The 24461-nt window shown below is 72.9% G+C and carries 18 protein-coding genes; 10 read left to right on the top strand and 8 right to left on the bottom strand.

Features of this window, described 5'->3' with window-relative positions:
* Nucleotides 1–86: 86 nt before the first annotated feature.
* Entirely contained in the window at nucleotides 87–320 is a 234-nt protein-coding gene (locus ACMXN5_RS01470) for a DUF397 domain-containing protein (RefSeq protein WP_439673620.1), read from the bottom strand.
* Nucleotides 321–846: 526 nt separating this feature from the next.
* Here ACMXN5_RS01470 and ACMXN5_RS01465 point away from each other — a divergent pair.
* A complete protein-coding gene (locus ACMXN5_RS01465; protein ID WP_439673619.1) occupies nucleotides 847–3765 on the top strand; it encodes a LuxR C-terminal-related transcriptional regulator in 2919 nt (972 codons plus the stop codon).
* Between the two features lie 43 nt (nucleotides 3766–3808).
* Here the strand turns inward: ACMXN5_RS01465 and ACMXN5_RS01460 are convergent, their stop codons facing one another.
* The 7 genes from ACMXN5_RS01460 to ACMXN5_RS01430 all read right to left on the bottom strand — a co-directional run bounded on the left by ACMXN5_RS01460 (nucleotide 3809) and on the right by ACMXN5_RS01430 (nucleotide 16300).
* Nucleotides 3809–4645, bottom strand: a complete 837-nt coding sequence (locus ACMXN5_RS01460) for a methyltransferase domain-containing protein (RefSeq protein WP_439673618.1) — start codon at nucleotides 4643–4645, stop codon at nucleotides 3809–3811.
* Complete coding sequence (locus ACMXN5_RS01455) at nucleotides 4642–6054, bottom strand: cytochrome P450 (RefSeq protein WP_439673617.1); 1413 nt, start codon at nucleotides 6052–6054, stop codon at nucleotides 4642–4644. Before ACMXN5_RS01455 ends, ACMXN5_RS01460 begins: the two co-directional genes overlap by 4 nt.
* A 79-nt stretch (nucleotides 6055–6133) precedes the next feature.
* Nucleotides 6134–9121 carry an NHLP bacteriocin export ABC transporter permease/ATPase subunit gene (locus ACMXN5_RS01450; RefSeq protein ID WP_439673616.1) on the bottom strand — a complete coding sequence of 996 codons (2988 nt, stop codon included), beginning with the start codon at nucleotides 9119–9121 and terminating at the stop codon, nucleotides 6134–6136.
* 147 nt (nucleotides 9122–9268) lie between these two features.
* Complete coding sequence (locus ACMXN5_RS01445) at nucleotides 9269–11530, bottom strand: NHLP family bacteriocin export ABC transporter peptidase/permease/ATPase subunit (protein WP_439673615.1); 2262 nt, start codon at nucleotides 11528–11530, stop codon at nucleotides 9269–9271.
* On the bottom strand, nucleotides 11527–12342 hold the full coding sequence (locus ACMXN5_RS01440; protein ID WP_078978916.1) for an HlyD family efflux transporter periplasmic adaptor subunit: 816 nt from the start codon (nucleotides 12340–12342) through the stop codon (nucleotides 11527–11529). Before ACMXN5_RS01440 ends, ACMXN5_RS01445 begins: the two co-directional genes overlap by 4 nt.
* Nucleotides 12339–13805 carry a SagB family peptide dehydrogenase gene (locus ACMXN5_RS01435; protein ID WP_439673614.1) on the bottom strand — a complete coding sequence of 489 codons (1467 nt, stop codon included), beginning with the start codon at nucleotides 13803–13805 and terminating at the stop codon, nucleotides 12339–12341. Before ACMXN5_RS01435 ends, ACMXN5_RS01440 begins: the two co-directional genes overlap by 4 nt.
* Nucleotides 13806–13993: 188 nt before the next feature.
* Nucleotides 13994–16300: a TOMM precursor leader peptide-binding protein gene (locus ACMXN5_RS01430; protein WP_439673613.1), complete on the bottom strand. Its 2307-nt coding sequence runs from the start codon at nucleotides 16298–16300 to the stop codon at nucleotides 13994–13996.
* Nucleotides 16301–16768: 468 nt separating this feature from the next.
* Between ACMXN5_RS01430 and ACMXN5_RS01425 the strand changes: the two genes are divergently transcribed.
* The 9 genes from ACMXN5_RS01425 (at nucleotide 16769) to ACMXN5_RS01385 (ending at nucleotide 24131) form a co-directional block, all read left to right on the top strand.
* On the top strand, nucleotides 16769–17149 hold the full coding sequence (locus ACMXN5_RS01425) for a hypothetical protein (RefSeq protein WP_439673612.1): 381 nt from the start codon (nucleotides 16769–16771) through the stop codon (nucleotides 17147–17149).
* A 37-nt stretch (nucleotides 17150–17186) separates the two neighbouring features.
* Entirely contained in the window at nucleotides 17187–17546 is a 360-nt protein-coding gene (locus ACMXN5_RS01420) for a hypothetical protein (RefSeq protein ID WP_380000404.1), read from the top strand.
* A gap of 143 nt (nucleotides 17547–17689) precedes the next feature.
* Nucleotides 17690–18805 carry a hypothetical protein gene (locus ACMXN5_RS01415; RefSeq protein ID WP_439673611.1) on the top strand — a complete coding sequence of 372 codons (1116 nt, stop codon included), beginning with the start codon at nucleotides 17690–17692 and terminating at the stop codon, nucleotides 18803–18805.
* 107 nt (nucleotides 18806–18912) lie between these two features.
* Nucleotides 18913–20982, top strand: coding sequence for a radical SAM protein (locus tag ACMXN5_RS01410; protein ID WP_439673610.1), 2070 nt, complete (start codon nucleotides 18913–18915; stop codon nucleotides 20980–20982).
* A gap of 9 nt (nucleotides 20983–20991) precedes the next feature.
* A complete protein-coding gene (locus tag ACMXN5_RS01405) occupies nucleotides 20992–21141 on the top strand; it encodes a hypothetical protein (RefSeq protein WP_395796640.1) in 150 nt (49 codons plus the stop codon).
* A gap of 99 nt (nucleotides 21142–21240) precedes the next feature.
* Nucleotides 21241–21972, top strand: a complete 732-nt coding sequence (locus ACMXN5_RS01400; RefSeq protein WP_439673609.1) for a response regulator transcription factor — start codon at nucleotides 21241–21243, stop codon at nucleotides 21970–21972.
* Nucleotides 21969–22865, top strand: a complete 897-nt coding sequence (locus tag ACMXN5_RS01395; RefSeq protein WP_439673608.1) for a sensor histidine kinase — start codon at nucleotides 21969–21971, stop codon at nucleotides 22863–22865. Before ACMXN5_RS01400 ends, ACMXN5_RS01395 begins: the two co-directional genes overlap by 4 nt.
* Before the next feature lie 141 nt (nucleotides 22866–23006).
* Entirely contained in the window at nucleotides 23007–23540 is a 534-nt protein-coding gene (locus tag ACMXN5_RS01390) for a DUF3060 domain-containing protein (protein WP_439673607.1), read from the top strand.
* Nucleotides 23541–23621: 81 nt separating this feature from the next.
* Nucleotides 23622–24131, top strand: a complete 510-nt coding sequence (locus tag ACMXN5_RS01385) for a GNAT family N-acetyltransferase (protein ID WP_439673606.1) — start codon at nucleotides 23622–23624, stop codon at nucleotides 24129–24131.
* Nucleotides 24132–24461 lie beyond the last annotated feature (330 nt).

The raw sequence follows: 24461 nt of genomic DNA, 5'->3' as shown, positions 1-24461 counted from the left end.
CCATTATCCCGAGACGGGATCCCGCGTGTCCGTCGATTGGACGACCGCGCCGCGCTCCGGGTCGGCGGACCGCGCCGCGCTCCGGGTCAGCCGATCGGCCCGGCGCACCCCCGGAGCCCGGGGTTCCCGACGAAGCCGGCGAGGCTCGCCCGGGAGTAGACCAGGGCCGGACCCCGTGCCCGCCGCGAGTCCCGGACCGCGATCGCGCCGCCGGGCAGCAGCGCCACCTCCACACAGTTGCCCTCGGCCGTGCTCGCACTGCTCTTCACCCAGGTCACCGACCCGAACGAGTCCGCCGCATCCCCGTTGCCGGCACGCATCGTCATCACCTTCCCGCTTCCGTCCGATCACTGCCCCGGATGGCGCGACCACGGACGGTTCCGCCGTTCGTGCAAAACCAGGTGCATTCGCATCATGGAACCGATGGCGGGCCGCAGTCACGGGAATGGCCGAACCAAGTGGGCCCAATTCCCCGCGTCAAGGGGTGATTTCGGCCCGGATCGGCGGGTTTTACGCCGTGTCGGATGGTGTTGAAATGCGTTCGACGGACGGTCACAAGATCCTTGCGTAGAGTTGGAGATCGGGTCTTGTGGCACGCCACCGCAATGGCGTAACAAGGAACCCGCTGCTGGAGACACAGTTGATCGGCGTGCCCCACATCCCGATTTCGGGCCGCCGTGCACCGCGTCGGACCGGGGGGCCCGCGCGGCAGGAACGGAACCGCAAGCGCACGGCCGGCCCCGGGGGGACGGTGGTCGAGAACGTACGTGTCCCACCGCTGCGGCCCCGCGGGGAGCCGTCGGCGGCGTTCCCGACGACAATCGGGCTGCCCGGTCTCCCCGCAGGGTGTCGCGGTGCGGGCCGCGCTGGGGGGAAGGGGTCGCTTCAGTGGAACCGGAGCGGGTATCCGAACTTTCCGATCTGCTGGCGCACGCACGCGCCTCGCGGACCGGAGCCGGCGGACGCGCCGTGATCATCCGTACCGCGTCGGGCATGTGGTGCCGCGAACTGCTCGTCGAGTTCACAGAGCGCCAACGCCGCGCGGGCGCCGCTCCCGTGCTGGTCTCGTGCCAGCACCGCGACGCCCGCGAACCCTTCGCCGCGCTGCGCCAGTTGCTGGCCGGACTCGGCGACGCGGCGCAACCGGCCGGGGAGGACCGGTTCGACGAACTGCGCCGCGCGCTCCCGCACACCGTGCCCGAGGACCACGGGCGGCCGCTGTTCGACGAGTTGTACGAGGTGCTGCTGCCGGCCGTCCGGCGCTGCCCCCGGGTGATCGTCGTCGACCACGCGCAGTGGATGGACGATGCCTCGCTGCGGTGGTTCGCGCACCTGGTGCGCCGGTTGACCCGACTGCCGCTGCTCGTGGTGCTCGGGGTGCGCGTGGACGACGATCTGCCCGCGCGCGACGCGCTCGACGACATCGGCGCGCAGGCCGCCTGCCACGAGAGCACGCTGCGCCCGCTGTCCGTGCACAGCGCACGGGAGTTGGTGCAACGCGCCTACGCCGGCCGGGTCCCCGACGACCCGTTCGTGCGGCTGTGCCACCACGTCACCGGCGGGGTGCCGGCGTATCTGGTCCGGTTGATCGACACCCAGCTCCAGGCCGGACTGCCGCCGGAGCTGGGCCCGATCCGCTCCGGCGTACACCTCGACGGACGGCCCCGGCAGACCCGGGCCGACCACATCCGCCGGATCGCCGCCCGCATCGAGGCGACCGCGGTGACCACCCGACTGGCCCGACAACCCGAGCGGGTCCGGGCGTTGGCCCAGACGGCCGCGCTGTTCGGCGACGGCGCCGAACTGGACATCGTGGCCGACCTGCTTGGCACCGGGCCGGACCGGCTGGACGGACCTCTGGCCGAACTCGTCCGGGTCGGCGTGCTGCGCGGCACACCCCCGGGCGGCCGGTTGTCGTTCCGCACCCCCGAACTGCGCGACGCCGTGCACGACACCATCCCCGAGACGCTGCTGCGCGATCGGCATGTGCGGGCCGCCCGCCGGCTCGGCGACTACGGCGCGCCGCCGACGCGCGTCGCCGAACACCTGCTGCGGATCGACACGTTGCACGTGGACGAGCACGCGTGGGCGGGAGCGGTCCTCTACGAGGCGGGCCGGGCCGCCCTGGCGGCGGGCGCGACGTTGCGCTGCGCCGAATACGCCCGGCGCGCGCTGCGCGACGACCCGGCCGCCGAACACCGGGCGCGCCTGCTCGTGCTGCTGGGCCGGGCCGAGGTGCCCACCGCGCCCGAGGCGGCCGCGCGGCACCTGGAGGAGGCGCTGCGGCTGCTCACCGATCCTGGTGAACGGGCCGAGGCGGTCCTGGAGTTGTGCCACGCGCACGTGCTGCGCCAGGGGGACAGCGTGGAGGCGGTGATGCGGCCCGCCCGGGACGCGGCGGCGCGGCTCGGCGAACTGGCCGAGCGGGACTGCCCCGACCCGGACGTGCGGCTGCGGCTTCGGGCGATCGCGCACCTGGGCGAACCGGCCGCCGAGGCCCGATCCGACCGGCAGGCCCGATCCGGCCTCGACCGCGCCGCCGCCGGGGTCACCGGGGTCACCGCGGGCGAGCGCGAACTGCTTGCCGCGTTCGCGTCGGACAGCGCGTGCCGGGCCGAGCCCAGCGGCATCGCGCTGGACCTGATCGAACGCGCGCTGGCGGGCGAACCGCCCCGGGGCAGCGCGTCGGCGCTGCTTCTGCTGCGCAGCGTGGTGGTGCTCGCCTGGGCCGGCCGGCTGGACGAGGCCCGGGCGTGGGCGGGCAGCCTGACCGCGGCGATCCCGATCGGCCCGGCCCACTCGCGGATCGGCCTGCCCGCCGTGGTCGCGCACTGCCTGTGCGCGGACATCGCGCTGCGCGCCGGGAACCTGGCCGAGGCGCTGGCCGAGGCACGCACCGCCGGCCGGCTCGCGCGCGGCCCCGAACTGTCCGCGCTCACCCAGCTGACCAGGGTGCAACTGGCGCGCATTCGAGTGGTGTTGGGCCAGTACGACGCGGCGACCACGATGTTGCGCGGGGCCCTGGGCGTGCCGCGCGCACGGGCCACCGCGCTGGGTGTGCGGGCCCGATGTAGGTACGCGGCCGGGGACCCGCGCGGGGCCCTGGCCGACCACCTCGAATGCGGCCGACGGCTGACCGAGCTGGGCATCGTCAACCCGGCGCTGAGCGACTGGCGCGGCGGCGCCGGGCTGGCCCTGGTGGACCTGGACCGGCGGGCCGAGGCGGCGCCGCTGTTCGAGGAGGGCCTGGAGATCGCCCGCCGCTGGGGTGCGCCCGCCCCGATCGGCGAGGCGCTGCGCAACCGGGCGCGGATCGAGGGTCCGCGCGGCGCTATCCGGCTCCTGGAGGAGTCGGTGGCGATCCTGGAGCCCTCCGGCGCGCGGCTGCAACTGGCCGAGTCCCTGGTCGAGTCGGGCCGGGTATACGCGCTGGCCGGCCAACCGGCGGCGGCCCGCCAGGCGTTGCGGCGCGGCATGGGGCTGGCCCAGGAGTGCGGCTGGGACCTGCTGGTCGAGCGGGCGCACAAGGACCTGCTCGCCTGCGGCGGCCGGTTGCGCCGGACCAGCCTGTCCGGCCCCGGCTCGCTGACCCCCTCGGAGCGGCAGATCGCGGAACTGGCCGCGGCCGGGCACACCAACCGGGCGATCGCCGAGTCGTTGTGCGTCACGCGTGGCACGGTGGAGGTGCATCTGACGCACGTCTACCGGAAGTTGGGCATCTCGGGCCGTACCGCGCTGTCCACGAGACTGGCCTCGACGCAGTGACGGTGACGCGCGTCACCCGACGCCTTCGCGGAGCGAACCTCCCTTACGACGTGGGTACTCGGCCGACCACCGCGAAGCCGAGGAGCAGGGTGAAGCCGTCGGCGGCGACGAAACGCTCCCACGCCGCCATCGCCCGGGCGTAGGTCCCCAGGCCCAGCGCGCCGCGCTCGACCAGCGGGAGCAGACGCTCGGGGGACAACTGCGGGGCGAGCGCGGCCGCGCCGCCGACCTCGTCGCTGGTGTACGCGAACGGGCGCACGGTGATCCCGGTCAGGCCCGCGCGGCGCAGGATCCGGGGCAGCCGGCGGGCCACCAGGCGATCCCCGCCGTCGGCAGCCTGGGCCGTGCCGAGGGCGCGGTAGGCGTCGGCGGACAGGGCCGACAGGTCCGGGTCCGCGCAGCCCCACAGCCCGGCGTCCACGTCGATCACGGCCAGCACGCCGCCGGGCCGCAGCAGCGCGGCCAGCGCCCGGGCGGCGCCCACCGGGTCGGCCAGGTGCTGGAACACATAGCGGGCCAGCACCAGGTCGAACGAGCCCGCCGGCAGCGGCGGTTCGGCCAGATCGCCCGCCACGTAGTCGATCCCCGCCGCGGGCGCCTCGGCTCGCGCCACCGCCAGCAGTCGCTCGTCCGCGTCCAGACCCACCAACCGGGTGTGTGGATCGGCCAGTTCGGCGCGCAGTCGGCGGGTGACCGCCCCGGTTCCGCAACCGGCGTCCAGCACCGCGCCGGCGACCGTGGGGGCCGTGTCCCGCAACACCCGCCACTCGTGTGCCCAGCTCAACTCGGCCTGGATCTCCAACCGGCGCACCTCGGCCGGCACCCCGCCGAGTTCGGCCTGCGGCCGATAGCTGCCTCCGGGGCGGGCCGGGCCGATCACGACCGACCGCCGGCGGCGAGCGGGTGTGCGGTCATCAGCAGGCCGTCCCTGGGCCGCAGGGTCACCAGCGCCTCGGGCACCACCGGATGCCCGGCCACACCGCGCAACTCCAGCCGCTGCACCACCGTGGCCAGCACCAGGACCGCCTCGGTCAGGGCGAACGACTGGCCGATGCACACCCGGGGCCCGCCGCCGAACGGCACGTAGGCGTGCGCGGGCCGGGCCGCCCGGGCGGTCGCGGTGAAGCGTTCCGGGCGGAAGAGTTCGGGCTCCTCCCACACCGCCGGGTGCCGGTGCAGGGTCCACGGGCTGATGCACACGAGGGTGCCCTCGGGTACGTGGCGGCCGTCGAGCACGTCGTCCGCCGCGGCCCGCCGGGAGATCAGCCACACCGGCGGATACAGCCGGATCGCCTCCTCCAGGCAGCGCCGCGTCAGCTCCAGGCGGGGCAGGTCCGCGGCCCGGGGCAGCCGGCCGGCCAGTACCTCGGCCAACTCGGCCCGGACCGCCGCCGCGGCCTCGGGATGGCGGTCGAGCAGGTGCACGGTCCAACTCAGCGCCTTGGCCGTGGTCTCGTGCCCGGCCATCACCATGGTCAGCACCTGGTCGTGCAGTTCGCGGTCGCTCAGCGCGTCCCCGTGCGCGTCCCGGGCGCCGAGCATCGCGTCCAGCAGGTCGGCGGGCCGATCCGTCGGCGGCCCGGTGTAGCGCCGGGCGGCGACGAGCATGCCGACGACGCGGGCCAGGAAGGTCTGCGCGGCGGTGTACCGCCGGCGGAGCAGCGCCAAGTCCGCGTCCGCGACGGTCGGCGTGCCCGGTTCGCCGTCGAAGTGGCCGATGAAGCGGTTGATGTCGTCCACCGCGCGGCCGAACCCCCGTCCCGCCGCGGCCAGATCGGCGCCGAGCAGCGCGTCCGCGACGATGCGCAGGGTGAGCGCGGTGAAGTCGTGGTCGACGCGGATGGTCCGCCCCTCCTCGGCGGCCCGCTCCCACGCGTCGGCCAGGTCCACGGCCGCGTCGGTCATCAGCGTGTCGAACTCCTCCACCCGGCGCGGCCGGAACGCCGGTGCGCACAACCGGCGTTGCCGCTCCCAGGCGGGGCCGTCGCTGGTCAACAGGCCCTTGCCGAGCAGCGGGGTGAGCATGAAGTCGTCCGGGGTGCCGGCCTTCGTCCACGCGGTGTAGTTGTCCTTGAGGATGTGCCGGACCAGGTCGGGACGATTGACGAACCACACCACCTCGCCGCGCGTGCGATGGCTGCACAGGTCGCCGAACTCGGCGGCGAGCCTGGTGAGGAAGGCGAGCGGGTCGACCCGGATGTCGGCCAGGTCGAGGTCGTCGGCGGGGCCGGGCGGACGGGCGTGGACGGGTGATCCGGGGGGACCGGAGTGGACGGGCGATCCGGGCACGGGGGCCTCCTGGGTGTGGTAGCGGCCGAACTCGCGGGCGGGTCGGTGCCATGGGCGGCGGACGCCACTGCCCACGGCCTCAGGTCATCTGACGCTGGACCAGCTGGTGGAACAGGCCGTCCTCGTCGGCCAGCAACTGGTCCGGCGGCCCGGACTGGACCACCCGTCCGGCGTCGAGCACCACGATGCGATCGGCCTGCATCACCGTGGACAACCGGTGCGCGATGATGATCCGGGTGGCGTTCAGCCGTCGGGTGCTCTGGGTGACCACCTCCTGGGTGCGGTTGTCCAGCGCACTGGTCGCCTCGTCGAAGAACAGGATGCGCGGCCGGCCGATCAGCGCCCGCGCGATCATCAGCCGTTGCCGCTGGCCGGCCGACAGGGTCACCGCGCCGTCGGAGAGCACGGTGTGCATGCCCATCGGCATCCGACCCAGGTCCTGGTCCAGACCGGCCATCTCGGCCGCCTCCCAGGCCTCGTCCAGGGTGTAGTTGCGCAGTCCGCAGATGTTGTGCAGCACGCTGCCGGCGAACAGTTGCCCGTTCTGCAACACCACGCCGAACTGCCGGCGCACCGCCGCCACGTCCAGCGACGCGAGGTCCTGGCCGTCGTAGAGCACCGAGCCGGTGGTCGGCTGCTCGAAGCCGATCAGCAGCCGCAGCAGGGTGGACTTGCCGCAGCCGGTGGGCCCGACGATGGCGACGAACTCCCCGGGCCGGGCCCGCAGGTTCACGTCGTCCAGCACCGGCGGGGCGTCCGGCGCGTAGCGGAAGGAAAGCCGGCTGACCTCGATGCCGCCGTACAGATCGCCCGGCGGCTGCTTGAACTCCAGCACCTCGGGCAACTCGGCGAGCACCGGCTGCACCCCCTCGAACAGCGGGACCGCCGCCGCCATCATGGTGATGCTCGCGGTCATCTGCAGCATCGAGCCGAGCATCAGGGCGTAGGCCACGCTGAACGACAGGAACCCGCCGACGTCCAACTCCCCGTCGGCGGGGCCGGAGACCATCGCGAACAGGAGCAGTGTGCACAGCAGCAGATAGCCCGAGTTGAACACCGTGACCGTGTTCTGGAGCCGACGGGTGCGCACCGACAACACCCGGCTGCGGGCGAAGCCCATCGCCCAGAACGCGAAGGCCCGGTCCTCGGCCGCCGCGACCCGCAACTTGGGCAGGCCGGTGAGCAGTTGGAACATGCGGCCGGACAGCTCGTGTTCCTCGGCCATCAGTTCGCGCTGGCGGCGCATCTGGCGCAGCCCGGCGACCGCGCACACCGCGCCGCCCACGGCGGCGAGCAGCAGGGCGAGCAGCGCCAGCGGCACGCTGTAGAAGAACAGCAGGCCCAGGTTGACCAGGAAGATCAGACACGCGGGCACGAACAGCGCGGTGACCCCGCTGAGGATCTCGCGCAGCGCACTGATGCCCAGCGCGGCGCTGCTCAATGACCCGGACGAGACGGACGCGAAGAACCCGGTGGGCAGGCGCAACAGCCGATCCCACACGGCGGCCTGGGCGATCGCCTCGAACCGCCCCTCGACCCGCAGCAGCGAGAGGTTCTGCACCGCGGACAACACCGCCGCCAAGAGCGCGGAGGCGAGCAGCACCACGCACATCTGGGTGACCAGGACCCGGTCGCCCTGCGGGACGAACACGCCGAGCACCTTCCCGGTCAACACCGGTACCGCCAGCCCGAGCAGCGCGGCGCCCAGCCCGCAGGCGAAGAGCACGAGTATGTCGACCGTGCTGCCGCGCAGGCCGAAGCGCAGCAGGGTGCGGGCGCCGCCGGGGCGTTCGGGCAGGGCCGGATAGAACATGGTCGCCCGGTGCTCCAGGCGGGCCGCCCGGGCGCGGTCCACGGGCGTCCAGTCGGTGCCGGTGGGGTCGAGCACGTGGTAGCGCCGACGCCGCCACATCAGGGCCACCGGGCGGCGGGTATCGGGGGCCCCGTCCGCCGGGCGGGTGTGCCCGACCAGCGGGCCGGAGTCGGTACGCCACCAGCGACCCGTGAGCGCCACATCGCGCACCCGGAAGCCGGACGAGACGGCGATCCGCTCCAGCGGGTCCAGCCGGGCGTCGGCGGCCTCCGAGGTGCCGCCCCGGGTGATCGTCACCCCGCTCGCCTGCCCGACCACCCGGGCCACCGCGAGGTAGTCGTCCTGGTCGGCCGCGTCCAGGCCGACCCGGTGCACCGGCCGGTAGGGGTCCAGGACCGCGCCGAGGGCGCGCGAGGAGCGGCGCAGCGCGTCGGCGTCGACCTCGCGGCGCGCGTCCAGTTCCCGGCACGCGTTGCCGCGCCGGCCGCGCAGACGTTCGTCCACGCGCTGCATCAGGGTGTGCTGGTGGTGGGCGAGGTCGTGGGCGAACGGGGCCTCGGTGAGCACGTCCAGGGTGCGGACGACGTGCACGAGCGCGCCGCCGACCGAGTACAGCCAGTCGGCCGCGCCGATCGCCAGCCGGCCGCCGAAGCCGACCGTGGCGCCCGCGTCGGGGACGTCGTCGGCCGGGGCGTCCGCGTCGGCCTCGTCCGGCCCGCCGATGGCCACCGACCCGGACAACACGCGCACCCACAGCGTGCCGGCGACCGAGCGGGCCGAGCCGCCGGCCGGCAACTCGGCGCCCTCGCCCGCCTCCAGGGCGGTGAAGGTACGCGGCGGCAGGCCCATCCGCACCGCGTCGGCCAGTGCGCCCAGGCCCCGGTCCAGGCCCGCCGCGAAGCAGCCCGCGAACGCGGCGTCGGCCGCGGCGGCGGCCAGTACGTCGGCCAGTGGCGCGGCCCGCACCGTCCCGCCTGGCAACGGTTTGCCCAACATCGCGGTACCGCCGGCCGGCGCCCCGCACAGCACCGTCCCGGCCCCCACCCGGCACAGGAACTGCCAACGCCCGCCCTCCTCCCGGGTGGTGGCGAACACGTCCACCATGCCGGCGGTGACGAACCAGACCTGGAGGGCGCCGTCGAGCGCGCAGGCCCCGGCGAGTTCGGGGCCGAGCGCGGCACCGAGCGCGTGCAGGTCCGGCGGCGCGTCGTCGGGCGGCTCGGCGGGCTCGAAGCCCTGCGTGGGCTCGGTCATCCTTCCTCCTCTTTTCCGTGGTGGGACCGCTCCGTGGGGAACGGCGGACGGGGCACGAACGGCGGGGCACCGGGTTCGCGGAGAGCGTGGGGAGCGCGGCCGGCGTCGGGGGTGCTCGGGCGGTCGGTGGGTGTGCGGCGCGCCGGGCTACAGGTCGCGGATCAGTTCGGCGTACGGACCGGCGATGCCCGCCAGGGTGTGGTGGTCGCCGCGCTGCGCGACCCGGCCCTGTTCGAGCACCACGATCTCGTCGCTGTCGCGCACCGTGGACAGCCGGTGCGCGATGATCACGCACGCGCAGCCGCGGCGACGCAGGTTGTCGTCGATGGTCGCCTCGGTCTGCGCGTCGAGTGCGCTGGTGGCCTCGTCCAGGACCAGCACGCTGGGGTTGCGGACCAGGGCGCGGGCGATCTCCAGGCGCTGGCGCTGGCCGCCGGAGAAGTTCTTGCCGCTTTCCGCGACCGCGCTGTGGATGGTGCCGGGCCGGGCCGCGACCACGTCGTACACGGCCGCGTCGCGCAGCGCCGCGACCACCGTCTCGTCCGGGATCGAGTCGTCCCACAGTGTGACGTTGTCCCGCACGGTGCCCTCGAACAGGAAGATGTCCTGGTCCACGAACGCCACCGCGGTGCCCATCACATCACGCGGATAGTCCCGGCGCGGCCGGCCGTCGAACAACAGCTCGCCGCTCCACGGTTCGTACAGCCCGGCGATCAACCGGCTCACCGTCGACTTGCCGCTGCCCGAGCCGCCGACCAGGGCGACCCGCCGCCCGGGGCCCACCCGCAGCGAGAAGTCGTCGAGGAGCGGTTTGCCCAACGGGCTGTAGCCGAAGGTGACATGGGACAACTCGACCCGGCCGGCGAGCACCGTGGCCGGCTCCTCGGCGCCGGATCGGGCCCGGCGGTCCCGCTCGTCGTCGAGGAACTCGGGCGCGGGCGGGAACTTCTCGATGTCCCTGAGCCGGCCCAGGTCGGCGGTCACGTCCTGCAACCTCGGCCCCAGGTTGGTCAGTTGGGCCACGGGCCGGCTGAACGAGTTGACCAGGGTCTGGAAGGCGACCAGCAGGCCGATCGACATGTGCCCGTCGATCGCCCGCAGGCCCCCGATCCACAACAGCAGACCGCTGTCCACGGCGGCGAGCAGCGGCGGTACCACCGCCAGGATCGAGGTGGGCGCGCCCAGTGCCTGTTGTCCGGAGACCACCCGGGCCTGGAATCCGGCCCAGCGCTTGAAGTAGTCGCCCTCGGCGCCGGAGGCCTTCAGCGTTTCGATCAACTGGAGGCCGTTGAACGACGCCGACACCAGGCCCGAGCGGTCCGCGCGCAGCCGGGCCACGGTGTCGGTGCGCATCCGCGAGACCAGTTTGAGCACCACGATATTGAGCATCGCCACGCCGACCCCGACCAGGGTCAACTGCGCGTCGTACGTCCACAGCAGGCCCGCGTAGACCACCACCAGCAGCATGCTGACCACCGTGGTGGCCACGTCGCGGGACAGGATCTGCGCGATGGTGTTGTTGGCGGAGACCCGCTTGCTGATCTCGGCCGGGTTGCGCTGGGTGAAGAACACCACGGGCAGCCGCAGCAGATGGCGCACCACGCGGACCGAACTGCGGATCGAGGACGCGGACTCGACCCGCAGGAGATGGGTCTGTTGCAGCATGGTCAGCGCGATGGTGACCGCCGCCGCCAACCCCATGGAGGCGAGCAGCGCGGGCAGGAACGAGTGGTCGCCGCCGGTGAGCACCCGGTCGATGAACACCCGGGTGAACGCGGGCGCGGCCAGACCGGGCAGGATCAGCAGCAGGCTGGCCAGGAGCGCGAGCAGCAGCGCGCCGCCGCTGCTGCGATAGCGTGCACGCAGATCGGCGAGCAGCCGGGGCGGATGCCCGCCGCGGCGAAACTTCGGGCCCGGCTCGAAGGTGAGCACGATGCCGGTGAACGCGACGTCGAACTCCTCGGTGGTGACCGAACGGCGGCCCTGCGCGGGGTCGTTGAGCCGCACCATCGGCCGCCCGAGTCGGCGCGTCATGCCCTCGTAGACGACGAAGTGGTTGAACTTCCAGAACAGGATGGCCGGCGGCCGGTTCCTGGCCAGTGCCGCGGTCTCCATCTGCATGCCGCGCGCGATCAGTCCGTACGAGCGCGCGGCGCGCAGCAGGTTCGCCGCCTTGGCACCGTCGCGGGAGACCCCGCACGCGTGTCGCAACTCCTCCAGCGGGACGAAGCGGCCGTGGTGGGCGAGCACCATGGCCAGCGCGGCGGCGCCGCACTCGACCCCCTCCAACTGGATGACCGTGGGCGTGCGTACCGACATCCGGCGCTCGGCGGACTCGCGGCGGCGGCGACCGCGCTCGCGCGGGGCGGGCGGCGCCCCGGCGGGCGGTGGCGAACTGGTGGTGGTCATCCAGGAAGCAGCCAATCGAGCGGGCGCTCGCCGGGCAGGCGGGCGAAGCCGGTGATGGGGGTCTGCGAGTCGATCCGGAACGGCGGTCCCGACTTGTTGGTCCAGCGGTAGCCGCTGAGCGTGCGCGGGTCGGTCTCCAGGTCGACGGTGACCCGGACCGCGCCGCCGGCGGACAGCAGCCGGCCCGCGGCCTGTTGGTCGCCGCCGAGGAAGTCGGCCACCTGCTGGGCGGTGTACGGGAACTGGTCGATCGCGGTGATCCGGCCGCGCAGCAGCCCGAACGCCTGGGAGGGCGCGGACTGTACGGACACGTCCACCTGGGTGCCCGGGCGCAACATGCCCGCGCTGCGCGGGGATACGAACAGCGTGGCCAGGAGCCGGTCGTCGTTGGCGTCGGTGCGCTCGACGGTCATGAACGTGGTGCCGACGGAGATGTATTGGCCGCTGGAGACGAGCAGGCCGATCACCCGGCCGGCGAACGGCGCCCGGACGATCTGGGTGGCGCCCTGCGCGTCGACCACGGACAGCACCGGGGTGCCCTTGGGCACGAGCGTGGCCGAGTCGACGAACAGGTTGGACACCAGGCCGGTTTGCGGGCTTTGCACGCGCGAGACGCCGAGCGGGTGGGTGAGGATGCCGGGCACCTCGACCTTGCGCGGCAGGGTGCCGCCCGCCGACCAGGCGGCGGTGGCGCCGAGGAGCAGGGCCAGGGCGAGCAGCAGCGCCCAGGCGCGGGTGCGGACCAGGCGGATGGGCGCGTCGAGTTCCTCGGGAGCCTTCAGTCCCTCCAGGGCCTCGCGACGGAAGTTCATGGCCGTCCCCCTCCGGGCCCGCCCGGCACGGCGGTGTTCGGCTCCGGGCCGATCGTGCCGAGCAGGAACTCGCCGACGGTGCCCTCGCGTTCCCATCGGTTGCCGGTGGCGAGGGCGAACAGGTCGGAGTCGCCGCCGCCGAGCCCGCACCCGCCCAGACCCATCGCGGTCGCGACCAGGTACATCGTCTGGTAGAGCACCCCGACGTGTTTGAGGACGAGCGCGTAGCCCATCGTCTGGTACTTCCACATCACCCGCCCGAACCGCGCGCTCACCAGCAGCACGACCTGCGGCGGCGTGCTCATCAGCGCGGTGGCGCGGGCGATCTCGGACAACCGGCCGACCGCCGGACCGGGGTCGGCGACGTGTTCGAGGCGATGATCGCGAGGATCGTAGTGGTACAGGCCCGGGGGCACCCCGACCACGTTGTTCACCAGCGGGTACAGCTCCAGTTCGTGGCAGCGCCCGCCCGACGGGTAGGGCCGGTCGCCGACCTCTTGGCGGTCCTCGTGCAGGACGGCGCGGTTGCGTGCCGTGCGGTACAGGAACTCGCCCAGCTGGGCGAGGGTCAGCGGCTTCGTGTCGTCGTGCGCGCGCACCGAACGTCGACCCTCCAACACCTCGGTCAGCGGCGGGTCGGTGCGGCGTACGGCGTCCAGGTCGGGGCGGGGCAGGTCGACGGTCGGTCCGTCGAACGCCGGGCGGACCACCGGCAGGGGCGGCTCGGCGGCGGCCCGCCAGTAGGTGCCGCCGTAGGGCAGGTCGTGCCGGCCGGCCCGGGTGCGCCCGTGGAACCACAACTCGTGCGGCGACCACCGGGCCCGGTCCGGATCGGCGTCCTCCTGCTCCGGATCGACCAACAGGCCGTGCCGGGCCAGCAGTTCGAGGGCGCGCGCACCGCCGGGTGGCAGCGCCCCGGCATCGTGGTGCGGCAGCGCGGCCACCAGTCCGGCCAGCGCCGGGTCGAGCAGGTCGGCGGCGACCGGGGCCAACGGCGACTCCAGGACGGTGTGTTCGCCCTCGCGGCGGAGCACCGCGAAGCGGGACAACCGCCGGGTCGCCGGATCGGGGGTGCTCGCGCCGCGGGCGAGCGGGGCCGGTGGGGCGAGCGGACGCAGCGTGAGGACGGGTCGGCCGGCCACCTCCAGGGTGGTGCCCAGCCATCCGCCGGCGCGCAACCGCTGGAGCAGCGCGGGCAGTTTCAGCAGGGCGCCCTCGCCGTCGCGGTCGAGTACGGCCCGATGCAGGTCGTCCTCGCTGCTCGGGCGCTCGGCGAGCAGCGCGACGGCGGCCGCGACGCCCGGGGTCAACACGCCCAGGGACAGACCGCGCGGCCCGAGGAAGAGCAGGGTGGCGCCGGCGTCGTTGGTGTTCGCCCGCGCGTTCGGATGCAGGGCGATGCGTTCCACCGGCACCGTCGTCGCGGCGCCGGCCGCGGTCGGCGGGATACCGAGGCTGGTCATGGAACCTCCGGGGCAGGTCGGGCCGGGCCGGATCGGTTACGCGGCGGGAGCGGCCCGGGCGGAGCGGGCGGAGCAGGCGGTGCGGGCTTGAACGGGCCGAGCGGTGCGGGGCCGGCCCGGCCGAGCCGACCGGGCTCTTCGCGCACGCCGACGGTCGGCCCGGACCCGGGCCGGGGCACGGGACGTGCTCAGAAGAAGACGCTGTACGGGTTGAGGTCGGCCTCGGGCACCGGCTCGGCCAGCCAGCCCAGCCGCACCGGCGTGTCGTACATCCGCCCCGGACCCAACCGGCGCCAGAAGTGCCGCAGCCCGGGGACCATCACCTTGGCCACGTTCAACTCCAGGTCGGGCAGGGTCTGATCGAGCACGATCACCTCGAGGCCGACCGCGCGCAACCGCTCCACCGTGCCGCGGATGTCGCGCGCGATGTCGCCGCTGTGCAGGATGCCGTAGCCCTCCAGCGTGGTCTGCGGCAGATGCCGCGCGGGCAGCGCCCACGGTTCCGCCTCGGCGGTGGCGGTGTGCAGCCAGGCCAGGGTGTGCGGGTCGTCCTCCCAGTAGGCGGTGCTGCCGTCCGGGTTGCGGTTGATCACCGCGGGCAGGAACTGGTTCACCTCGGTGAGCGCGCGCAACACCGCGATCCGCACGTCCAGGTGGGCGCCGAAACCGAGGAGGATGTCCTCCACCGGGTGGTCGGTGCGCCGGGAGACCGCGGCGAACGTGGGCACGCCCAGGTCGGTGGTGATGTCGACGACCTCCAGGGTGCGCCGCATCCCGGCGTAGAAGTCGCGCAGGCTGTCCACGTACGGCTCGTGCAGCGAGTCCAGGTCGAAGCCCGGGCGCAGCGCCCGGTTGTACCACCACAGGCCGACCGCGTCCCGCTCGCAACTCTCGAACAGGCCCTGCATGATCGCCTCTTCGAGGGTGTTCCCGGAGGCGTTGCCGTTGCCGTCGCTGAAGCAGTAGAAGTGCTCGTTCAGGTCGGGGTGGCCGAACCAGGAGTAGCCGGCCGGCACCAGGCGGGGTCGGTCCTCGGTCAGCGACCAGGCCCGGGTCCAGTTCAACCGGCGCTTCTCGTCGAATCGTTCCGGCACGATGTGCAGGCGCCCGGCCGACTCGCGGTTCCACTCCTCGCGCGTCTCGTACTGGGTGTCGGAGTAGAGCAGCAGGTCGTACGGGTGTACGGCCAGGTCGGCGCCCAACTCCTCGAACGAGCCCGGCTCGGTCCGGCGGTCGCCGCGCCATACCCCCGAGTAACGCTCGATCGCCTCACACACCCCGCTGACCCGGGCCTGGACGTCGCTGCGGCCCTTGCCGCCGCTCTGGCCGCGCAGGTTGCGGCGCAACATGCCGATGTTGGGTCCGGGTACGGCGAAGTTGTGGCTGGCCGAGTAGCTGAAGGTGACGCCGTTGTCCACGTCGTTGAGCAGGCGCAGCGCGCTGACCGCGCCGAGCAGTCGGCTGATGTGCTTCTCCAGCCGCTTGAACGTGTCGTCGGGGCGCATCGTACGGTGCCCGCCCTCGTCGTCGAACCGCACCGCCTGGTCCACGAGTTCGACCCGGGGGTCGCGGTCCAGGAGCAGCGCGGGATCGCCGCAGGCGGGGCACTGCGGCTGCCGGATCAACCGGTGTTGCTCCAGCCGCCGGCTGGGCACGTGCAGCGACACCAGGACACCCTCGTAGCCGGAACGCCCGTCCGCCGCCAGGAGTTCGGCCGCGGCGGCGGCGACCAGGTGCGCGGACAGGCCCACCGACCAGGCGGTGGCGGCCAGGGAGGTGCGGATCGGCTCCTCGTCGACGGTGCCGTCGGGGCGCCGCCGCAGGAAAGTCTCCACCTGCTGGTTGCCGGCCAGGCGGTGGGCCAGACAGTGCCAACAACCGGTGCGCCCGGGGACCAGGTAGGGGCCGGTCCACACATCCGCCCCGGTCGGCTTGGCGAGCAGCCAGGGCAGCCCGGCGGCCCGCAACCGGGCGTCCATCGCCGCCAGTCGCGGGTCGAGATAGTCGTCGGTGAGCACCACCGTCAGGTCCGGCCGGTGTCCGCCCTCGGCGGTTGCCGCGCCGGTCTCGGACGAGGTCACCGGGGTCACCGCCGCGCCGATCTCGCGCAGCGCCGCCACCACGGCGGCGGCGTCCACGGTGCCGAGCGCGGCCACCTCGATTCGCGCCCCGCGCAGCCGATGGGTCGCCTCGACCGCGTCCAGGCCCAGGCTCTCCCAGGCCGCGGCCCCGGCCCGGTCGTCGCTCGCCGCGCCGTCCACGAGGTGGCCGAAGCGCTGGAACTTCGAGATCGCGAACACCACTTCGCCCATCGTGAAGCGTTCGGCGAGCTTCTCGGTGACCTCGGCGATGGTGTGCGTGCCGTCGAGATACGGCAACACGGCCGCGACCGCCTTGCCCTGGACGAGGTAGTGGCCCTCCTCGCACAGGAGGAAGACCCGATCCGTACCGAAGGGGCGAGGGACGAGATGTGCCTTGAGTCGAGGCAGGTCCACGAATTCTCTCCCGGCGTAGTCGAATTTCCGGCAGCTTTTCCGGCAGCGGTGTCCTGCGGCCGTCGCCCGGTAATTGTTAGCGGCGTCCCCGGCGTCGGGACAAGGTCGTTCCGGCGAAATTCCGCTGTTTCTCCGGTGCGTTCGCATTGGGGCAGGGGGGTGTCCGGGCGAGTTCTATCGGAGGTGCCCGCCTAACGTTGGGGGGTCCCCCGTTTGTCCTGCCGGCAGGCGGCGTTGGCGTACGGGAGACGGGGCGCAGGACTTGGGGGAGGGGTGCCGAAATCCTGGGACCCGGCAATTAGGAGTTCGGGCATTGACGGTTCCTCGGCGTGCTCCGCATGCTTCCGGTATTGCAGCCGAACCGATCCGGACCCGATCCGAACGTGCCTCGAATCCGATGTGAATCCGAAGCCGAGCGGGCGGAATTCGCTGCAGATCCCGAAGTCGGACCCAACGAGGGAGACTCAGATGGACCCCAGGGACAGGGCCGCGTTCGTCAGGTCCTACACGAAGGTGCTCACCGCCGCGTGGTCGGACGACGAGTACGCGAGCCGGCTGGAGACCGACCCGCGCGCCGCCCTCGCCGAACACGGCCTCGAACTGCCCGCCGGCGCCTCGGTGCGCATCATCCGCAACGTCGAGGGCGAGCCCGACCTCGACGGCCAGGTCACCCTGTGGGAGGCCGGCACCGTCTCCGGCACGTACGAGCTGCGCGTGCCCAACTCGCCGCAGATCGAACTGCGCGAACTGTCCGAGGCCGACCTCGAATCGGTCGCCGGCGGCACCATCGAAACGCGCGACGACACCACGTACTGCTGCTGCTGTTCCCCGTGCTGCTGCTGCACCTGACGGCGCGCCGCGGCACGGCGTAGCGAGAGGACGGCTCATGGAGCCCAGGGAAAGGGCCGCGTTCGTCAGTTTCTACGCCAAGGTGTTGACCGCGGCGTGGTCGGACGACGAGTACGCGGCCCGGTTGGAATCGGACCCGCGAGCCGCCCTCGCGGAGATGGGCTTCGAACTGCCCGCAGGTGCCACGGTGCGCATCACGCGTGAGGCCGGAGGGGAACCCGACCTCGAGGCGCAGGTGCACGCGTGGGCCGAGGGCACGAAGACCGGTCGGTACGAACTGTGGGTCCTGGACTCGCCGTTGCTGGAGACGCGCGAGCTGTCCGAAGCCGATCTCGACTCGGTGGCGGGCGGCGACGCGTACAGCTGCTCCTGCTCACCGTGCTGCACCAGCACCTGATCGGCCCGGCCCGGCGGCTCCGGTGCGCGGGAGACCCCGTCCTCCCGCGACACCGGAGCCGCCCCACGGGCCGGCCCGGGGCGCCCCGCCGCCCCGGAACTCGCCCCGGAATTCGACCGGCCACTGACCCGAGGTGGAGACCCATGCCCGGACCGACCGCGCCGGCCGCGCGCACACCGCACCCCTTCGGGGCACGCGTGACCCACCCGCCCGTCGGCCCCCGCCGCCGGGCGACTTCGGCCGTTCGCCGCCGGGCGGCCACGCTCGCCTGCGCCCTGCTCGTGGCCGGCGCCGCACTGGCCGGATGCGGGGAGGGCACCGCCGACCCCAAGCCCGCCGCGCCCCAGGCCGCCGCGCCCCCGGTGGGCGTGGAACAGGCCACTCGCCTGCTCCAGGAGTACTCCGCGGCCAACACGCGGATCAACACCGCCCTGGACCCGGCCGGGGTCGACGCGATCGAGATGCCCCCCGCCTCCACCGGCAGCAAGGCGGGTCTGCAGGTGGCCAAGACCCAGGCGGTCGCGGTGCCGACGACGGGATACGTGCATCCGCGCTTCGTCTTCCCGCGCCAGAGCGGATACCCCAAGTTCTTCGTGGCGATCACCCAACTGCTGCAATCCGACACGGTCTCCCCGTCGCCCAAATACCTGCTGTTCGTCCAGGAGCGCGACGGCGCGCCGTGGAAGGTCGCCTACTACCCGTTCGTCACCGACCGTTCGGAGATCCCGGACCTGGACCAGGACGCCGCCGGCGGCGCCCCCGCCGTCACCGACGGCGCCGGACTGCTCGCCGACCCCGCCGCCCTCGGCCGCGCCTACCAGGACTACGCCCAGGGCAAACGCGACCCCAAGGTGCCGCTGTCGCCGACCAAGACGCTCACCGGGCAGCTCACCGGCGGATGGACCGCCGGCGTCCAGGCGCTGCGCGCCAAGGGCGGCATCCTGGAGCGCGCCATCGCGCCCGACGCACCGCAATACCCGACGTATCTGCTGCGCACCCGCGACGGTGGCGTGCTGGCCTTCACCGCCGTCCAGGTCCGGGACACGATGACCTCCTCGGGCGGCAAGGACGGTGTGCCGCTGGACGCGGGCAGCCGGGAGGCGGCGCTGGCCGGCAGCCCCGAAGGGGCCCGAGCGGCGCAGTACGTGATCACCCGCCTGATCGTCTCGCTCAGCCACATCCCACCCGCCTCGGCGCCGGGCACCGGCGTGCAGCTGATCGCCTACGGCGACTACGCCCTGTCGGTCACGGCCGGCTGAGCCCCGGCCCGGCCCGGAGACTCCGATCCCCCGTCCCGCACGCCGACGGGCACCCTCGTCCACCACCGCAGAGCACCCCGTCCACGATGCCGCAGAGAGGACCCCGGATGTCGTCGCCCGTCGCACCGGCCCGCCGCCGTGAGGTCCACCTGGTCGAACTGACCGTGATGCCCGGCGTGCGCTACAGCGCCGTGCTCGGCCAACTGCACGCGGCGGCCCGCGCCGACCCGGAACTGGCCGCCGCGGTGACCTTCCACAAGCACGTACACCTCCAGCGCGGCGCCGGCGATCGGGACCGCGTCGCGCACGCGGTCCTGGACCGGCTCGACGACCCGCTCGTGATCGCCTTCACCGTCTACTTCTGGAACCGGGCCCGCACCCTGGAACTGGCCCACCGGGTCAAGCAACGCTGGCCGCGCTGCCGGGTCGTGGTCGGCGGCAACGACGTCACCCACCAGCAGTGCGCGCTGTTCGCCGAGGCGCCGTGGGTGGACGTACTGGTTCACGGCGAGGGCGAGTTGCGCTTCCGGGACCTGCTGCGGCACTTCGTCGCACACCCCGACGCCCCGCTCACCGACCCCGTCCTGCGGGCCGCGCTGGCCCAGGTGCCCGGGATCAGCCTGCGCGGCCCCGACGGCACGCCGATCGACACCGCCGACGCGCCGCGCGTGAGCGACCTGGACGCGCTTCCGTCGCCGCTGCTCGACCCCGAGGTGTGGTCGGACCAGGACCTGGCCGCCTCGCGGATGATCGTCTACGAGACCAACCGCGGCTGCCCGTACTCCTGCGCGTTCTGCTACTGGGGCGGCGCCACCAACTCCAAGGTGCGCCAATACTCCCTGGACCGCATCCGGGCCGAACTGGAACGGATCGTCACCCACGCCGGCAACGGCACCCAGCTGTTCATCGCCGACGCCAACTTCGGCATCCTGCCGCGCGACACCGAAATCGCCCGGCTCCTGGTCGAGTTGTGCGCGAGCCGGCGCAAACGCCTGCTCGTGATGACCAACTGGGCCAAGAACACCAACGGCCGCGTGGTCGAGATCGCCACGATCCTGCACCGCGCCGGCCTGACCGGCGCGATCACGCTGTCGGCCCAGTCCTTCGACGCCGAGGTGCTGCAACTCGCCAACCGGACCAACATCCGGGTGGACAACTACCGGCGCATGCAACGGCAGTTCCGCGATCGCGGGATCCCCACCTACACCGATCTGATCTGGGGCATGCCCGGCGAATCGTTGGCCACTCACCTGGACGGCGTCGAGGAGGCGGTCGCCTCCGGCGGGTCACCCGTGGTGTATCCCCTGCTGCTGCTGAACAACACCGACTACACCCACGCCCGCTTCCGCGACGAGCACGCGCTGACCACCCGCCGCATGCCGTGCGATCCCGGCAATACCGACCTGATCGCCGACGTGGTCACCGGCCACTCCCGGATGGACTTCGCCGACTGGCTGCGCGGCATGGAACTGCGCATCCCACTCACGCTGTTCCACAAGTGCCTGCTCCGCTGCACGCTTCGGGTGCTGGCCCGGGCCGCCGGCGCCCGCACCGTCGACCTGGTCGCCATGCTCGACGAACACCTGCGCGCCGGCGGCCCGGACCCGATCGCCGCCTTCTGGTACGCCGACTACACCCGCTCGTGGCGCGAACCGGACCGTTTCCCGCGCGAGGCGCTGTACGCCGAACTGGGCACCGAGCCGATCCACGAGGAGGTGCACTACCAGGTGATCCTGCACCGGATGGTGCGCACCCCCGAGCGCGCCCGCCGACACGCACACGCCGCCGTCGACGTGCTGTACGAACACCTGGCCGCCGCCGCGCTGCCCGACCGGGCCGACCTGGACGCCGTGATCGACCTCGACCTCGCCGCCGCCTCGGTCTTCCGGGCCGGCATCCACCAGGTGGCCGAGACCCACGAGTTCGCGGTGCCCGCCGCGCTGTGGGCGATCCTGCGCGAGTACGGCGACGTGCCCGAGGCGGCCGGCGAGGAGAGCGCCGGCGACCTCGGCGCGGCCGTGGTCCGCGGCACCGTCACCGTCCCGGAATTTCGCACCCACTACCCGTTCAGCCCCTACGCCCTGTCGGTCTGGCACGGCAGCGGACGCCCGATCCACGACTGCACGACCACCGCCGTCGCCACCCCCGCCGAGGCCGTCGAGCCCGCGCGCCACTGAGGGATCACCATGACCCGCAACGTCCGTGCCGCCGTCCCGATGATCTACGCCGTCGCCATCGTGGTCGGCTTCCTGATCGACACCCGCGTCGGGATCGCCGTCTGCATCGTCGGCGGCATGCTCGTCGGCCTCGCCTTCACCATGCTGCGCCGCTCCTGAGCCTCGGCGGCCGTCGACCCGGAGCATGTGGCACGCCGGAATGCCGTCGGCCGCACCGCCGCGTCGCCTATTCTCGTCCCGGATACGGGGGTGGGCGCGGTGACAGTGGACGAGACGAAGCGGCCCGCGGTGCTGCTGGCCGACGACGATGTCGCCATCACCGCACAATTGGGGCCGCTGTTGGAACGCTCCGGATTCGACGTCCGGATCGTGCACGACGGCGCGGCGGCGCTCACTGCCGCCGGCAGCGCACCGGCCCCGGATCTGATCGTCCTGGACGTGCTGATGCCGCTCCTGGACGGGCGCGAGGTGCTGCGCCGCATCCGGCGCTCCGGCGCGTGGATCCCGGTCATCCTGCTGACCCGGGTCGGCGAGTCCACCGAGCGTGCCATGGCCCTGGAGGAAGGGGCCGACGACTACCTCAACAAACCGTTCGACCCGTACGAACTGGTGGCCCGCATACGGGCGTTGTTGCGCCGCTCCGGTCGCGGACTGCCACCCCTCGCCGGCGCGCGCACACTCCGGGCCGGCGCGTTGCGGGTGGACCGGACCGCGCGCCGGGCCTGGCTGGGCGAGCGGGAGCTGACGCTCACCCCCAAGGCCGGCGCGCTGCTGGACTACCTGGTCACCCACCCCGACGAACTGCTCTCCCGCGAACGGCTGATGGAGGTGCTGTGGGGCTGGGAATCGGCCAGCACGACGCGGGCGGTGGACAACCGGGTGGCGGAACTGCGGCGGGTGCTCGGCGACGACACCGCGGCGCCGCGCTGGATCGAGACGGTCACCGGCGAGGGATACCGCTTCGTCGCGCGCGTCGAGGCGGCCGAGTGAACCGCCGCCCACGCATCGTCCTGCTCGGCGCGGCGGCGGTTGCCTACCTGGCCGCCGTGACGGCCGCCGCCGTCTTCGCCGGCGACCTGCGCGTCTACGTACGCTTCGCCCCCGTCCTGGGCGTGGTCGTGCTCGGTCTGCTCGCCGCCGGCGCCGCCGTGCTGGTGATCGGGGCCCGCCGGCGGGTCGCCGAGGCCGCGGAGAGTGCCCGCGCCGCCGCAGCGGCCGAACACCACCGCTTCCTGCGCCGGTTGGACCACGAGCTGAAGAATCCGCTCACCGCGATGCGTCTGGGCCTGGCGAATCTCGCCGCCGACAAGGACACCGGCCCCGACGGTCCGCTCGCCGGCGTGGGGGAGCAGGTCGCCCGGCTCGCCCGGATCACCGGCGACCTGCGCAAGCTCGCCGACATCGAATCCCGCCCCCTGGAGCGGGTGGCGGTGGACGTGGCCGTACTCCTCGACGCCGCCGGCGAGACCGGACGCGGCCTGCCCGGCGGCGCCGATCGGCGGATCACCGTCTCGGTACCGCGTGTGCCGTGGCCGCTGCCCACCCTGGCCGGCGACCCCGACCTGCTCGAACTGGCGTTGGAGAACCTGGTCGGCAACGCGGTCAAGTACAGCGACCCGGGCTGCGCGATCGAACTGCGCGCGTTCGAGGAGGACGGCTACGTGGTGGTCGAGGTCGCGGACACCGGACGCGGCATCCGCGCCGACGAACTCCCGAGCGTATGGGAGGAGTTGGTCCGAGGCAGCGACGCGCGCGGCACCCCGGGCAGTGGCCTGGGGCTGGCCCTGGTGCAGGCCGTCGTGCTGCGCCACGGTGGTCGTACCGAACTGCGCAGCCTGCCCGAGTCGGGCACCGTGGTGCGCCTTCGGCTGCCCACGTCGTGAGGGTGTATCGGAACCGGGTACCCGTGTCGCAGATCCGGTAGACGGCTGCCACACCGTTGCGACGGACGTTCCCTAACGTAGTGAGCACAGGCCGAACCGGCCCTTCGGAACCGGCCTTTCCACATGGGGGAGAGAACCGAGATGCGTATTCGTACCGTGCTGCCCGCGATCGTGCTGACCGCCGCCGTCGTCGTCGGCGCCACCGCCTGCGAGGCGGGTGTGGAGAAGAAGGACAAGGCAGCGCCGGCCACCACCGCGCAGGGCACCGGGTCGCCGGCGCCGACCTCGGCGAGCGAGCGGCCGAGCTCCTCGACCACGTCGACCACGCCGGTGGCGCCGAACACCGGCAAGCCCGACTCCTCGACGCCGGCCGCGCCGGTCACGCCGAAGGGGAACGACACGATCGTGTTCACCGGCAGCGGCGAGAAGCCGACCACCGATTGCACGGGTCGTGACGTGCGGATCGAGGGCTCCACGATCGCGCTCACGCTCACCGGCTTCTGCAAGAGCCTGACGGTGACGGGCGGCGACGGTGACAGCATCGAGGTGGCCTGGTTCGACAAGATCACCGTCTCCGGCACGAACCACCTGGTGATGTACGGCACGAAGCCGGACGGCAGCGTGCCGCAGATCAACGACAACGGACTGAGCAACCGGATCACCAGCAGGGGCTGAGACGACGGGCGGCCGCGACGGTGGGGGACGGCCGCCCGTCCCGAAGGTGTTCGGCTCGGCGCGTGTGATTCGCTGTTCGTCATGAGCATCACCTGGATCACGCGCGTCGAGACCGACGCCGACATCGATGCCGTCCGCGCCGTCGTGCGGGCCGCGTTCGGGTCACCCGCCGAAGCCGATCTCGTCGACGCGCTGCGGAGCGACCCGGCCTGGATCCCGGGCCTGTCCGTGGTCGCCGTCGACGGCGACGACCGGCCGGTGGCGCATGCGCTGCTCACCCGCTGCCACATCGACGACCGGCCGGCGCTGTGCCTGGCCCCGGTGGCCGTGTCGCCCGAGTACCAGAAAACAGGTGCCGGCTCGGCGGTCGTGCGCGCGGCGCTCGCGGCGGCGAAGGAGCTGGGCGAGCGGCACGTGGTCGTGCTGGGGCACCCGGAGTACTACCCGAGGTTCGGCTTCACCCGGGCGTCGGCGCACGGCATCGGCCTGACCATCGAGGTCCCGGACGATGCCCTGATGGCGCTGACGTTGGACGCCGACGATCCGCTACGCGGCGGGACCGTCCGCTACGCCGGACCGTTCGGTAACTGATCGGTCTTCACGGTATTCGGCGCCCTCTCTTCGGAGGGGGCGCCGTTTCGTCTTTTCGGGGGTATTTCGCTTTTTGATTTCCTGGAGAAATGATGAGGAAACGTTTCTCTTGGTGATCAGTATAGTCTGCCGATGTTCGATCGTGCACGATTATGAGCGATGCGTGACTGCTCGGTCAAGTCTGTGAGCAGGTGGAATACCACACAGTCAGAGATTGAACACATACAGCTACGCTGGATTCAGGCCGCCGCTGTCGGAACCGAAAGGCTCCGCCCTGTGTGTGTTTCGGATGGATTCCGTTCACGGACGGTTCATTCCGTCGATTCCGCT

The sequence above is a fragment of the Embleya australiensis genome (assembly GCF_051903075.1).
In the GTDB taxonomy this organism is placed as follows: domain Bacteria; phylum Actinomycetota; class Actinomycetes; order Streptomycetales; family Streptomycetaceae; genus Embleya.
Note: the sequence above shows the minus strand (reverse complement) of the source record. Positions and strands in the feature narration are given on the sequence as shown.